The organism is Rubrivirga sp., assembly GCF_965213695.1.
In the GTDB taxonomy this organism is placed as follows: domain Bacteria; phylum Bacteroidota; class Rhodothermia; order Rhodothermales; family Rubricoccaceae; genus Rubrivirga.
The window spans coordinates 4,059,880-4,073,570 of sequence record NZ_OZ243912.1 but is presented as its reverse complement, the minus strand read 5'-3'; the positions used below and the strand labels follow the sequence as shown (position 1 = coordinate 4,073,570).

Annotated in this window: 12 protein-coding genes; 10 read left to right on the top strand and 2 right to left on the bottom strand. The window is 73.9% G+C overall.

All coding sequences use genetic code 11. The features are described 5' to 3' along the window. Positions 1 to 2: 2 nt before the first annotated feature. Together ACOOHE_RS17975 and ACOOHE_RS17970 are read right to left on the bottom strand one after the other, a co-directional pair. On the bottom strand, positions 3 to 956 hold the full coding sequence (locus ACOOHE_RS17975) for a hypothetical protein (RefSeq protein ID WP_420455472.1): 954 nt from the start codon (positions 954 to 956) through the stop codon (positions 3 to 5). A gap of 176 nt (positions 957 to 1,132) precedes the next feature. Then, on the bottom strand, positions 1,133 to 2,017 hold the full coding sequence (locus ACOOHE_RS17970; RefSeq protein ID WP_420455471.1) for a DUF58 domain-containing protein: 885 nt from the start codon (positions 2,015 to 2,017) through the stop codon (positions 1,133 to 1,135). A 145-nt stretch (positions 2,018 to 2,162) separates the two neighbouring features. On the opposite strand from ACOOHE_RS17970, the gene purQ reads away from it, so the two are divergent. The 10 genes from purQ (at position 2,163) to ACOOHE_RS17920 (ending at position 13,588) form a co-directional block, all read left to right on the top strand. Further along, positions 2,163 to 2,870 (top strand): phosphoribosylformylglycinamidine synthase subunit PurQ, encoded by a 708-nt coding sequence (gene purQ, locus ACOOHE_RS17965; protein WP_420455470.1) that lies wholly within the window; start codon positions 2,163 to 2,165, stop codon positions 2,868 to 2,870. Further along, a complete protein-coding gene (locus tag ACOOHE_RS17960) occupies positions 2,867 to 3,340 on the top strand; it encodes an SRPBCC family protein (RefSeq protein WP_420455469.1) in 474 nt (157 codons plus the stop codon). Before purQ ends, ACOOHE_RS17960 begins: the two co-directional genes overlap by 4 nt. Before the next feature lie 306 nt (positions 3,341 to 3,646). After that, the gene (locus ACOOHE_RS17955; protein ID WP_420455468.1) at positions 3,647 to 4,630 is read left to right on the top strand and encodes a dihydrodipicolinate reductase; all 984 of its coding nucleotides are present in this window, start codon (positions 3,647 to 3,649) and stop codon (positions 4,628 to 4,630) included. Positions 4,631 to 4,751: 121 nt separating this feature from the next. Then, complete coding sequence (locus ACOOHE_RS17950; RefSeq protein WP_420455467.1) at positions 4,752 to 5,843, top strand: adenylate/guanylate cyclase domain-containing protein; 1,092 nt, start codon at positions 4,752 to 4,754, stop codon at positions 5,841 to 5,843. Positions 5,844 to 6,092: 249 nt separating this feature from the next. Next, positions 6,093 to 8,081, top strand: a complete 1,989-nt coding sequence (gene sucB / locus ACOOHE_RS17945; protein ID WP_420455466.1) for a 2-oxoglutarate dehydrogenase, E2 component, dihydrolipoamide succinyltransferase — start codon at positions 6,093 to 6,095, stop codon at positions 8,079 to 8,081. Positions 8,082 to 8,125: 44 nt separating this feature from the next. Further along, complete coding sequence (locus tag ACOOHE_RS17940; RefSeq protein WP_420455465.1) at positions 8,126 to 9,415, top strand: tetratricopeptide repeat protein; 1,290 nt, start codon at positions 8,126 to 8,128, stop codon at positions 9,413 to 9,415. Next, positions 9,412 to 10,581 (top strand): anhydro-N-acetylmuramic acid kinase, encoded by a 1,170-nt coding sequence (locus ACOOHE_RS17935; protein WP_420455464.1) that lies wholly within the window; start codon positions 9,412 to 9,414, stop codon positions 10,579 to 10,581. The genes ACOOHE_RS17940 and ACOOHE_RS17935 overlap by 4 nt, the downstream gene beginning before the upstream one ends. A 49-nt stretch (positions 10,582 to 10,630) precedes the next feature. Then, the gene (locus ACOOHE_RS17930) at positions 10,631 to 10,984 is read left to right on the top strand and encodes a hypothetical protein (RefSeq protein ID WP_420455463.1); all 354 of its coding nucleotides are present in this window, start codon (positions 10,631 to 10,633) and stop codon (positions 10,982 to 10,984) included. A gap of 67 nt (positions 10,985 to 11,051) precedes the next feature. Next, positions 11,052 to 12,167 (top strand): thiamine-phosphate kinase, encoded by a 1,116-nt coding sequence (gene thiL / locus ACOOHE_RS17925; protein WP_420455462.1) that lies wholly within the window; start codon positions 11,052 to 11,054, stop codon positions 12,165 to 12,167. 158 nt (positions 12,168 to 12,325) lie between these two features. Next, entirely contained in the window at positions 12,326 to 13,588 is a 1,263-nt protein-coding gene (locus ACOOHE_RS17920) for a Fic family protein (protein ID WP_420455461.1), read from the top strand. Positions 13,589 to 13,691: the final 103 nt, after the last annotated feature.

Genomic DNA, 13,691 nt, shown 5'->3' with positions numbered 1-13,691 from the left:
GCTCAGGGACTGGGGACTGGGGACTGGGGACTGGGGGCGTTGCCGGGGGGGAGGGCGTCCGCCTCGGCGGTCGAACTCTGCCCGTTCCCCATTTCCCGTTCCCCATCCCCAACACCGCCTTCCACCGCGTCGACGGCCGCTCGCGTGGCGGCGCGGAGCCGGGCGACGGCGTCGGGCGCGGGGCGGACCCGGGCGAAGGCCACGAGGTCGGCGGGCCGCAGGGCGTGGCGGACGGCGTCGGTGGCCTCGTCCGAGACGCGGGCGTCGGCGTCGAGGCGGTCGAGAATCTCTTGGCTCGTGGCCTCACGGGCGGGCACGCCCAGTCGGTCGGCGAGGTAGCCGCGGAGCGCGTCGCGCACGGCCACCACGTGCGTCTCGATAGTCTCGGGCGCCGCTCCCTCCGCCGGCGCCTCGCGGTCGAGCGCGTCGAGCCGGGCCGTCGCTGCGGCGTACGGGCCGACGACGACGCGGGCCTCGGGCCGTCGGAGCGTGTGGCGGAGCCCCCACACCGCGCCGCCCGCCATGAGCGCCGCCAGCAGAGCGAGGGCCGTCCACAGCGGCGCCGCGCTCGGGAACGCTTCCACTGGGCCGATGGGCGCCGGCTCGTACGGCTCGGCCTCGCCCCGCAGCACCGACCGGACAGGCACGAGCGCGCTCCCCGTCGAGACCGTCCCCACGCTCCCGGGCTCGGCCACCCGGACCGCGACCGGACCGACGCGCGCCGAGTCGGCCGTGAACACGACGACGCGGTAGACGGCGCTGTCGACGCGGGCGCTGCCGCGGACAGACGGCGGGAGCCGGCGGACGGCGAGCGCTTGGGCGTCGCCCAGCGCGAGCGTCGCGGTCTCGGGCGCGCCGGGCGGCACGGCGGGGAACGTGACCTGGCGGCCCGGCCCGTGCGTCACCGTCACGGCCACCTCGAACGGCGTCCCGGCCGAGACCGAGTCCGCGAGCACCGTCAGCCGCGCCGTCTGGGCCGTCGAGGAAAGAGGAAAGAGGAAACAGAAAACGGCGAGCGCGAGCCGGACCGCCCCACGAGCCACCGTGACGCGCCGAGTTCGTGCCCTGGGCGAACCCCACGGACTCTGTCGGCGATGTCCGCCCGTTCCCCGTCCCCCGTTCCCCGTCCCCTTCATCGCCGCACCCGGTGCCGGAAAAACGACGCCAGCGGCTCGACGTAGTCCTGGTCCGTCCGCAGCGTGACGTGGTCGACGCGGGCGCGCTGGAGCGTGGCCTCGGCGCGGGCGGCACGGTAGCTCGCCCGGTCGGCGAAGGCGGCGCGGACGGTGGCGCTCGACGTGTCCACCAGCGCCTCGCGCCCGGTCTCGGCATCGACCACGCGCAGCAGGCCGACGGCCGGCAGCGCCTCCTCGCGCGGGTCGACCAGGCGGACGGCCACGAGGTCGTGCTTCTGCGAGACCACGCGCAACGTCCGCGCCAGCGTCTCGTGGGCAGCCGTCGGGACCAAGAAGTCGCTGACCAGGATCACGATGGCGCGGCGGCGCTGAACGCGCAGCACGTGGTCGAGGGCCACGCCCAGGTCGGTCCCGGTCGCCAGCGGTTGGTGGGCGTACAGGTCGCGGAGCAGCCGCAAGATGTGGCGCTTCCCCTTCTTGGGCCGGACGAACCGCTCGACGCGGTCGGTGAACAACACCAACCCCACCTTGTCGCTATTCCGCAGGGCCGAGAACCCGAGCACGGCGCAGACCTCGGCGGCCAGGTCCCGCTTGGCGCGCGCGCTCCCGAAGTCCTCCGACCCCGACACGTCGACGACGAGGAGCAGCGTCTGCTCGCGCTCCTCCTCGAACAGCTTGACGTAGGGCTCGCCCGTCCGCGCCGACACGTTCCAGTCGATCGTCCGCACGTCGTCGCCGATCTGGTACGGGCGGACCTCGGCGAACTCGATGCCGCGGCCCTTGAACGCCGAGTGGTACTCGCCCCCGAACACGTCGTCCACCAGCCCGCGCGTGCGGACCTCGACGTGGCGGATCTTGCGGAACAGCTCCCTGGGGATCACAGGAACGAGGAAGGGGCCGGGGCGAAACGTCTCGGCAGCGACAACCCGCCGAGCCCCTAGATTAGCGTTTGCATGGAGGGGGCCGTCCGGGAGATGTCGCGGGTTCGGCCTTCCTCCTTCCGCCTTCCCCGTTCCTCGTTCCCCTATGGCCACGGTCGCCGTCCTCGTCTTCCCCGGGTCCAACTGCGACCACGACGTGTACCACGCCTTCGGGCACGTGCTGGGGCAGGACGCCCGGTTCGTGTGGCACAAGGAGGGGTCCGTCGGCGAGGCCGACCTGGTGGTCGTGCCCGGCGGGTTCTCGTACGGCGACTACCTCCGGGCCGGGGCCATCGCCCGGTTCTCGCCCGTCATGCGCGACGTGGTCCGGTTCGCGGCGACGGGCGGGCTGGTCCTCGGCGTGTGCAACGGGTTCCAGGTGCTGTGCGAGGCCGGGCTGCTTCCGGGCGCCCTCTTGCGCAACGCGAGCCTGCGGTTCGCCTGCCGCGACGTCCGCCTGCGGGTCGAGTCGACGGCGACCCCGTTCACGTCGGCGCTGGCGGAGGGCGAGGTCCTGACGGTGCCGGTGGCGCACGGCGAGGGCAACTTCACGGCGAGCGACGAGACACTGGACGAGCTGGAGGCCGGGGACCGCGTCGTGTTCCGCTACGTCGGTGCCGACGGCACGCCGGGCGGCAGCCCCAACGGCTCGGCCCGCGATATTGCCGGCATCCGCAATGCCCAGGGCAACGTGGTCGGGATGATGCCGCACCCCGAGCGGTGCGTCGAGTCGGTCCTGGGCACGGCCGACGGCGCCCGCATCTTCCGGTCCGCGCTCGCCCATCTCGGTGCCGACGTCCCGGTGGCCGCGTGATCGACGCCCACGCCCGGATCGAGCGGGCCCGCCACTTGTCGGCCTCGCCGGACCACGCCTGGGCGTTCCTCGAAGACGTGCTCCGGTGGGGCCCGCTGTTCCCCCACGTCGAGGCCGTCGAGCCGTACCCGGCCGCCGGGCCGACGGCGTTCCGCTGGGAGCTGGAGCCGCTCGGCCCGCCGGGCCGGAAGGTCCGCACGGTCTACGCCTGCCGCTACGCCGCCGACGCCGACGCCCGTGTCCTCACGTGGACGCCGGTCGAGGGCGTCGGCACGGCCCGGTTCGAGGGCCGGTGCGCGCTCGCGCCCGCCGCCGACGGCGGGACCGACGGGACGCTCGAGATGGAGGCGACGCTGGAGATCCCAGCGCCCGGGTTCCTCCGGCCCGTCCTCGCCCCGCTTGTCCACGTCGAGATGGCCCGGATGGTCGACACGTTCCTGGAGCGCCTCGACGACGCGCTCGGGCTGTAGGACCAGGCCGGACGAGGGCGTCCGGGTGTGTCGGTCGAGTCGGCGCAAGTCGTTGGGAGACAAGAGGCGCGTCGCGCGGGCGGCGTCGGCGGCGTTGGCGACGGACAACCTGCGGCGGTCGGCCGGGTTAGATCTCTCCCCACCGAACGTGGGGACGCTCCGATCTCGGACGCCCGCCTTGCCAGGGAAGCGGCGCCCGATCCCGTCGCCCCGAGACCAAGTCTCGGGGCGACGGTTTTTTTGTGCCGGCCTGCCGCCGTCCCACTGGCTCTGGCGAGCTTCCCGGTCGCCCCCCCCGACCCCCTCATGTCCCTCCGCCTCGTCCAGTTCGGCCTCGGTCCCATCGGCCAGGCGTGCGCCCGCCTCGCCCTCGACCACGGCCACACGCTCGTCGGCGCGCTCGACCTCGACCCCGACCGCGTGGGCCGCGACCTGGGCGAGGTGCTGGGCCGCGACGCCCTCGGCGTCGAGGTGGCCGACGACGTGACGGCGCTGGCCGAGTGGGCGCCCGACGTGGTGCTCCACACGACGGCCTCGTTCCTCGACCAGATCGAGAACCAACTGACCGCGTGCGTCGCCGCCGGCGCCCACGTGGTGTCGTCGTCCGAAGAGCTGTTCTGGCCGTTCGACCGGGACCCCGGATTCTCGGACCGGATCGACGCGGCGGCCCGGGAGGCGGGCGTCGTCGTCGTCGGCACGGGCGTGAACCCGGGCTTCGTGATGGACCTGCTCCCGGTCGTGCTGACCGGCGTCGTGGCCCGCGTCGACCGCGTCGACGTGTCGCGGTCGGTCGACGCGGGGCGCCGCCGCGGGCCGTTGCAGAAGAAGGTGGGCGCCGGTTTGTCGGAGGCCGCGTTCCGCGAGCGCCAAGCGGCCGGCGGGTTCGGCCACATCGGGATGGTCGAGTCGGCGAAGGCGCTGGCGGCCGGGCTGGGCTGGGACGACGCGGAGATCGCCGAGACGTTCGGGCCCCAGATGGCGATGTCGGACCACGAGACCGAGCACGTGACGGTCACGGCTGGCGACGTGGCCGGCATCCACCAGACGGCGACGGTCCGCGTGGGCGGCGAGCTTCGGGCCTCTCTCACGCTGACGATGGCCGTCGGGGCGCCCGACGAGGACCGCGTCGTGATCGCGGGCGACCCGCCGATGACGGTCGTGGTCGAGGGCGGCACGTTCGGCGACACGGCGACGGTCGCCGCCGTCGTCAACACGGCGCGTCGCGTCGGCGCGGCGCGGCCCGGCCTGCGGACGATGCTGGAGATCCCGGCGGCGGCGACGGGCCGGTAGCGCGGGCGCCGCCTGCCGGGTATCCTCCGGTTCCCCGCCTCCACCTGCTCTGGCCTCGCCCTCGCTCTCCGAGATCGACCGGCTGCGGCGCTCCGTCGACGAGCTCGCGCTGCTCAACGAGGTGGCCGTCGCCATCGGGAGCGCCCGCGACCTCGACGCGGCCGTCCACGCGCTCGTCCGCCGGTCGCTCCGGGCCATCGGCGCCGCGCAGGGCGTGGTGACCCTCGTCAACTCCCACTCGGGCACCTCCGGCGAGACGTTCGTGCGGACGGCCGTCGGGCCGGGCTCGGCGTTCCGCCCGGACGAGGCCCTGCTCGGCTGGATGGGGCTCCACCGGCGGACGCTCCGGCTCGACGCGCCCCACGCCGAGGCGCCGTTCGCGTCGTTCGACTGGGACGACTCGGTCGAGACGGTCCTGTGCGCGCCGCTCATCGCGAATGCCCGCTTCCTGGGCGTCCTCACGCTGTACAACAAGCGCGACGGCGGGACCTTCTCCGAGGGCGACGCCCGGCTCCTGACGATCCTGGCGATGCAGTCGGCCCAGACGTTGGACGCGGCCCAGCGCGAGGCCGAGCGGAGCCGGATCCTCAACCTGTTCGGCCGCCACACGGCCCCGGCCGTCGTCGACGAATTGCTCCGGCACGAGGCCGACCCGCCCGTCCGCCGGATCGCCGTGTGCGTCATGTTCCTCGACGTCCGCGGGTTCACGACGTTCGCGGAGGGGTCCGAGCCCGAGGCCGTCGTCGAGTTCCTCAACCGCTTTTTCGGGCTCACCATCGACGCGGTCACCTCGCGCGGCGGGATCGTCCACCAACTGTTGGGCGACGGGTTCATGGCCATCTTCGGCGCCCCGCTCTCGACGCCCGACGACTGCACGAACGCCGTCGAGGCCGCGCTCGACATCGTGGCCCGCGTCGAGGGCGAGGTGGCCGCGGGCCAGCTCCGGGCGACGCGCGTCGGGATCGGGCTCCACGCCGGCGACGTCGTGGCCGGGACGGTCGGCTCGGCCCAGCACAAGGAGTACAAGGTGACCGGCGACGTGGTCAACGTGGCCTCGCGCGTCGAGGGGCTCAACAAGGAGCTCGAGGCCCAGGTGCTCGCGAGCGACGCCGTGTGGCGACGCCTGCCCCCGGGCCGGTTCGAGGCCGAGCCGCTGGGGTCAGTCCCGCTGCGCGGGCGGGCCGAGGGCATCGAGCTGTTCCGGCTGGCGTGAGCAGTGAGGCGGGAGCGGTGAGGCGGGAGCGGTGAGGCGTGAGCGGTGAGGGATCCGTCCACCTGCGGCCCTCTGCCCGTTCCCAGCGTCAGTGCGTCAGGGTTCCTCCTCCCATTTTTCCGTTCCCGCGAGCGAAGTGGGCCCCCATCTTCACCCGGTTCTCGGGAGCGGTTCCGGCCGGAGCGGCGTTGGGGGCGGGGTATCTTGCCCGGCCCCTCCTGCCTCCAGCCGCGCTCCGGCGCTCCCCCCATGGCCCGTGTCGACGTTGTGATGCCCAAGATGGGCGAGAGTGTGATGGAGGGGACGGTCCTGGAGTGGAAGAAGGCCGTCGGCGACACGGTCGAGCAGGACGAGACGCTCCTGGAGATCTCGACCGACAAGGTCGACTCCGAGGTCCCCAGTCCCGAGGCGGGCCGGATCGTGGAGATCCTGGTCGAGGAAAACGACACGGTCGACGTCGGGACGCCGATTGCCGTGATCGAGACGGACGTGACGGCCGAGGCCACGTCGGCGCCCGCGTCCGCACCGCCGGCCGCGGAGCCCGAGGCCGGCGCGCTCGCCGAGGTCGAGCCCGAGACGGAGCCCGAAGCCAAGCCGGCCGCGCCCGTCATCCGCCCGGCCGACGCGGGCGGCGACGGCGCCGAGGCCCCGGCCGAGACGCCCGCGGCGCCGTCGGCCACCGACGTCCCGGCCCCCTCCGGCGGCGGCGCGCGGACCGAGGTGGTCATGCCCAAGATGGGCGAGAGCGTGATGGAGGGGACGGTCCTGGAGTGGAAGAAGGCCGTCGGCGACACGGTCGAGCAGGACGAGACGCTCCTGGAGATCTCGACCGACAAGGTCGACTCCGAGGTGCCCAGCCCCGAGGCCGGGACGCTCCTGGAGATCCTGGTCGAGGAAGGGGAGACCGTCGACGTCGGGACGCCCATCGCCGTGATCGGCGCGGCCGGGGCGGTCGCCGAGCCCGCGCCGTCGGGCGGCGACGGGGCCGAGGCCGCGGGAGGCGCGCCGAGCCCGGCCGGGGCCCACGAGCCCGAACCCTATGAGAAGAGCTACTCCGCCCACGTCTCTGAGGGAGACGCCGCAGGCGGCGACGCCACGGCGAGCGCCGCGCCCGCCGTCCGCGAGGCTGCTGGGGCCGAGGCCGCCGCGGCGGCGACCGCCGGCGACGCCGGCCCGGCCGGGCCGATCCCGCGCCGCGACGAGGCCGGCAACTTCTACTCGCCGCTCGTCCGGTCCATCGCCCAAGCCGAGGGGGTGGCGCTCTCCGAGCTCCAGTCCATCGAGGGCACCGGCTCCGACGGCCGCGTCTCGAAGGCCGACGTGATGGCCTACCTCGACGCGCGGGGCCAGGCCCCGGCCCAGCCGTCCGCCGCGCCGGCCCCCCAGTCGAAGAGCTACGGCGCCGAGACCGCCGCGGAGGACGCCGCCCCGGCCGCGCCGCCCGTCGCCCCGGCCGCGCGCCAGACCTCGGCCCCGGCCCCGAAGGCGACGCCGGCACCGGCCGTCTCGGGCGACGCGGCGAGCGACCGCGTCGAAGTCGTCGAGATGGACCGGATGCGCCAGCTCATCGCCGAGCACATGCGGCGGTCGAAGGACACGAGCGCCCACGTGACCAGCTTCGCCGAGGTCGACGTGACCGGGCTCGTCCGCCACCGCGAGGCGCACAAGAAGGACTTCCAGGCGCGCGAGGGCGTCAAGCTGACGTACACGCCGTACTTCATCGAGGCCGCCATCGAGCCGCTCCGCGAGCACCCGCTGCTCAACGCCTCCGTCGAGGGCACGCGCGTGCTCATCAAGAAGGACTACCACATCGGGATCGCCGTCGCGCTCGGGACCAAGGGGTTGCTGGTCCCGGTCGTCCGCAACGCGGGCCAGCAGAACCTGACGGGCCTGGCCCACACCGTCGCCGACCTCGCCCAGCGGACGCGGACGAAGAAGCTCCAGCCGGACGAGCTCCAGGGCGGCACGTTCACCGTGACGAACGTGGGCAGCCTGGGCAGCCTGATGGGCACGCCGATCATCAACCAGCCCCAGACGGCCATCCTGTCGCCCGGCGCCATCGTCAAGCGGCCGGTCGTGGTCGAGACCGAGGCCGGCGACGTCATCGCCATCCGCCACATGATGTACGTCTCGCTGAGCTACGACCACCGGATCATCGACGGGGCGATGGCCGCCAGCTTCCTCCAGGCCTACCGCGAGCAGCTCGAGGCGTACGCCGCCGACACGCCGCTCGCGTAGGGGCCGGCGCCGACGGCGTAGCTTGCGGGACCGCCCGGCCGCCCATGTCCTCGCCCGTCCCGCCTCCCCCCGAGCCCGTCCTCCTGGGCGCCGCCCGCCTGCTCGCCGAGGGCCGGCCGGCGGAGGCCGCCGAGCGGCTGGGCGCCCTCGTTGCCGAGGCGCCGACCTACGCCGCGGCGCATGTGCTCCGGGCGACGGCGCTCGAAGCGGCCGGCCAGATCGACGACGCGCTCGTGTCGTGGGGCCGCGCGGCGGCGCTCGTCCCGCGGAGCCCGCTCGTCCACCGCGAGCGCGAGCGGCTGCTGGCGGCGCGTGTCGCCGCCGAGGCCCCGGTCGGCCTCCCGCCCGCCGTCCCGGCCCCGGCCGCCGAGCACGCCGAGGCGACGGACGTGCCGATGGACGACGACGCGGAGGCGTTGCTCGCCGAGATCCTGGGCTCGACGGGCGGTGTGCCCGCCCCGGACCTCACGGCCCTCGACGCGATCCAGGCCGCCGACACGTCGCGCGAGCCGTTCGACGACGAGGACGACGACGGCCCGCTGCTCCACTTCGGTGCCCCCGCGCCGCCCGCCGAGCCGCCGACGGACGAGCCGCCGTCCCTGCCAGAGGAACCGCAGACGCTCGATGCGTCGGACCTCGTGTTCTCGGACGTCGCCGGCCTCCCCGGCGCTCCGCCCTCGACCGGCCCCGCCGGCGCGCCCGATCCGCCCGGACCCGAGCCGACGTCGGAGGCGCCAGCCGATCCGGCGCCGGGGTCGCCGGTCGCGGCGGACTGGGACGACGAGACGGGCCTGGCCGCCGTCGTCCGGCCGGAGGGCGACCTGCCCCCGCTCGCGCCGGCCGAGGCGACCGACGGCCCCGACGCCGGGTGGGACGTGGTGGACGAGGCCGACGTGCCGACACCGCCGCCGGGCACCTACGCCGAGCCCGACATCGTCCCCCCGGAGGAGCCGTCCGCGCCGCCGCCCGACGTCCCGCCCCCCTCCAGCGGAGACCCCTTCGCCGATCTCGACGCCGTCGTCGACGAGTTCGCCGCGCCGCCGTCGGCCGAGCCGCCCGGCGACCGCTCCGTCGCCGACGAGCTCGACGCGCTGATCGCCCAGCTCGAGGACGCCCCCCGCATCCGGCCGGACCCGAACTACCGCGGCCCCGAGGTCTCGCTCGACCACGGCGACGTCAACGACATGGCGTCGGAGACGCTGGCCAAGATCTACGTCGCCCAGCACCAGTACGTCGAGGCGGCCATCGTCTACGAGACGCTGGCGGCCCGCCAGCCCGACCAGGCCGACGCCCTGCTCGAACGCGCGGCCGAGCTCCGCCAGCGCGGCGGATGAGCCATCCGCTGGAGCGTCTCCTCTGTCCCGGCCCGCGCGTCGTGGCCGGCCTGATGAGCGGGACGTCGCTCGACGGCGTCGACGCGGCCGTCGTCCGCCTCGACGGGTCCGGGGCGGCCCTCCGGCTGGAGACGCTTGGCTTCGTGAGCCGGCCGTACGACGCCGAGCTCCGGGCGGCGTTGGCGGCGTGTGCCGAGGTGGCCACGTCCAACGTCCGCCTGGTGAGCCAGCTCCACGCCCGCCTGGGCGACGTGTTCGCGGACGTGGCTCTGGCGGCCCTCGACGCGGCGGGGCTCGGGCCCGGCGCGCTCGACCTGGTCGGGAGCCACGGGCAGACGGTCCAGCACGTGCCCGTCGCCGAGGAGGTCGCTGGTGCCCCCACCCGGTCGACGTTGCAGGTCGGGTCCCCGGCCGTGCTCGCGGCCCGCCTCGGCACTCCCGTCGTGGCCGACTTCCGCGCGGGCGATGTCGCGCTCGGCGGCCAGGGCGCCCCGCTCGCGCCGACCCTCGACGGGGCCCTGTTCGCCCACGCCGACGAGACGCGAGTCCTGCTCAACCTGGGCGGCATCGCGAATCTGACCGTCCTGCCGCCCGGCGGCCCGCCGCGCTCGGCCTTCGACACGGGCCCGGCCAACATGGTGCTGGACGCGCTCGCGCTCCGCCTGACCGGCCGGCCCTACGACGAGTCCGGCGCGCTCGCCGCCCAGGGCACGCCGGACAACGCGCTCGTCGACGACGTGCTCGCGGCGCCGTTCTTCCGGGCCGCGCCGCCCAAGTCGACCGGGCGGGAGGACTTCGGGGCGCCGTTCGTGGACTGGCTCGTCGGCCGAGGCCCGTCGTCCCCGGCCGACCTGCTGGCGACGGCGGCGGCAGTCACGGCCCGGTCCGTCGCCGAGGCGGTCCGCCGGTTCGTGGACCCAGCGCCAGCGCGCGTGATCGCGAGCGGCGGCGGCGTCCACAACCCGACGCTCATGGGGAGGCTGGCTGAGGCGCTCGCCCCGGTCCCGCTCGAAACGACGGCGGCATACGGGCTCGACCCGGACGCCAAGGAGGCCGTCCTGTTCGCGCTGCTGGCGCACGAGTGGGCCAACGGCGTCCGCACCGGGCTGCCGGCCGTGACCGGCGCGAGCCGCCCGGCGTTCCAGGGCTCGCTGACGCTGCCGTGACGCGAGCCGGCGGAGCGGCGGCCTGAAGAGCCCACGTCCTCCACTCGCCATGCCCGTCCGCTCCGCGCTCGCCGTCCTCGCCCTCGTCCTCGCCGGGTGCGGCGGCTACGGCAGCACGCTCCTCCCCACCGCCGAGCCCGACGAGGTCCCGTACGAGTACCGCGTCGAGGTCCCCGACGGCTACGACGTCCGCTCGGTCGACTACGACGCCTCGCTGGTCGGGCTGTCGAACGGCGAGAGCAGCACGGTCGTCCGTGGCCGGGGCGTGGTGACGGTCTACGCCGTCGAGCGGGCGACGGGCCAGGAGGTCGTGCTGATCTACGACGACGTGCTGGCGCGGTCGTCGCCGACGGCCATCGTCCGCATCGAACGAACGCCGCTGGCCCAAGCGGAGAGGCGCTGAAGACGGCGCGGAGGCGGCACGCCGGGCGCTCGGTACCGTTGGAGCCCGCCCCGACCGCCTCTCCGCTATGTCCGACGCCGACCTCCCGACCGACTCCGACGAGGACGCGCCCGATGGCGCCGTGCCGTTTACGCCCGTCTCCGAGGTCGGCGAGTTCGGCCTGATCGACCGGATGGAGGCCGCGCTCGGCGACGCCGCCAGCGCCCGCGACCTGATCGCCGGCATCGGCGACGACGCGGCCGTCTACCGCGTCGGCAGCGCCGGCTCCGACGGTCCGCGCCGCGTCCACGTGGTCACGACCGACGCCCTCGTCGAGGGCGTCCACTTCGACCGGACCTACGTGCCGCTGCGGGCGCTCGGCTGGAAGGCCATCGCGACGAGCGTCAGCGACGTGGCGGCGATGAACGCGCGGCCCCGGTTCGCGACGGTCGCCCTCGGCCTGCCCAACAACCTGTCCGTCGAGGGCGCCGAGACGCTCTACGCCGGCATCGCCCAGGCGTGCGAGCGCTACGGCCTCGCCGTCGTCGGCGGCGACGTGACGGCCTCGGCCCGGCTGACGGTCACGGTGACGGTCATCGGCGAGGCCGACGAGGAGGCCGTCGTCTACCGGCGCGGCGCCCGGCCCGGCGACCTGCTCTGTGTGACGGGCGACCTGGGCAGCGCGGCGGCCGGCTTGCAGGTGCTGTTCTCTGGAAAGGAGACGATGGAGGCGGACGCCGAGGGCGACGGCGCGGCCACCTCGCAGCCCGACCTCATCGAGTTCGCCTACGTCGTTGAGCGCCAGCTGATGCCGCAGGCCCGGATGGACCGCGTCGAGGCGTGGGCCCAGGCGGGCGTCCGCCCGAGCGCGCTCATCGACGTGTCGGACGGGCTGGCGTCGGAGGCCCACCACCTCAGCCAGGCCGGGACGGTCGGCGCGGTGATCGACGGGGGGCTGTTGCCGGTCCACGTCCAGACGGCGCTCGCGGCCCAGCGGTTCGACCAGCGGCCCGAGGCGTTCGTGCTCTACGGCGGCGAGGACTACGAGCTCCTGTTCACCCTCCCCGAGGCCGACGCGCCCAAGCTGGCCGCCGACACCTACGCCGTCGTCGGCCAGATCGTGGAGCCGGACGAGGGCGTCGTGCTCCGCCTGCCGGACGGCAACCGCGTCCCGCTCCGGGCCGGCGGGTACCGGCATTATTAGGGACGCGCGGGTTTCGCGAGTCGGGCAGGTCGGGCGGGTTTCTTCGAGTGGGAGGCCGCATCTTGGACCCGCTGAATCCGCTGAACCCGATGGCCCTCCCGACTGACCTCGACGCGCTCCTCGCCCGGGTCAACGCGCTCCGCGACGAGATCGACGCGATGCGCCCGCTCGACCCCACCGACGCGGGCCGCGCCATGCAGCGGCTCCGCTTGGAGTGGACGTACCACTCGAACGCCATCGAGGGCAACTCGCTGACCTACAGCGAGACGCGGATCCTCTTGCTCGAAGGGCTCACCGCGCATGGAAAGCCGCTCAAGGACTCGCTCGACATCAAGCGTCACCGCGAGGTCATCGAGCACATCGAGAGCCTGGTCCGCACCGACGAGCCGATCCGATTGGACCTCATCAAGGAGATCCACTTCCGGCTGATGGACGAGACCTACGAGGTCGAGGCGGAGACGTCGAGCGGGGACCGCGTGCGACGGACGATGCGGGGGGGCGACTTCAAAGAGCTCCCGAACAACGTCCGCACCCCGACCGGGGAGACCCACTATTACGCTCCGCCCATCGAGGTGCCGGGCCGCATGGCCGACCTGCTCGGGTGGGTGGCCGGAGACGAGGCTTCGGCGCTCCACCCGGTCGCCCGCCTGGCCGTCTTCCACCACCGGTTCGTCGAGATCCACCCGTTCCCGGACGGCAACGGTCGCACGGCCCGCATGCTGACGAACCTCCTGTTGATGCGGGAGGGCTACGTGCCCGCCGTCCTCCGCCAGGAGCGCCGGTCGATCTACTACGCCGCGCTCACCGCTGCGGGAGCGGGCGACGACGAGTTGATCGTCGCGTTCGTCGCCGAGGAGCTGTCGGAGACGATGGAGCTGTACCTCCGAGCGCTCCGGGGGGAGCCCGACCCGGACGCTTTCTCTCGCCGTGCCGCTCTTCTGAACAGAGAGGTGGTGACCATGCCGTCGGGAGAAGTCAGTCAGGAAAAGCGCGGGCTGCTATTCCGAAAGTTTCTGAGTCCACTCTTCGAGACGACGCGGTCTCGCCTTGCAGAAATGGCCTCGTCGTTCGGTTCCTACGAAGAGGAAATCGTTGCAACGGACTCGTCCGATCAGGACAGAAAGGGCGAGCAGGCGCTAGAGGTGCTGGACGCCGGATTATGGAGGGCGTTCGTGTGGACTGGAACTCTGAGTGCTCTGGCGGTCGATCCGTCGGTCAGCGTGCCGGTGACGTACAGGGGGACTGTCGGTGCCTCGGGGGTCCGCTTGACGGCACTTCCCGGTTCTAAGGGTCCGTGGACGTACAGCGGAGCCTTTCTCCCAGGAGAGACGGACGCGGTTGAAGTTGCCGAAGAGGTGCTCGAGGTCGCGCTAGAAGTTGCGGAACGGGCTGTCCGGCGAGTGCGAGACCGGACAGACTGATCGGAGGCACGCCTTCCCAGAACCTTCGACGCCGGGGCGCCCTCCGTTCACGGGCGCGCGCGGGGGCCGACGGTAGCTTCCTCGAACACGCCCCGACACGCAC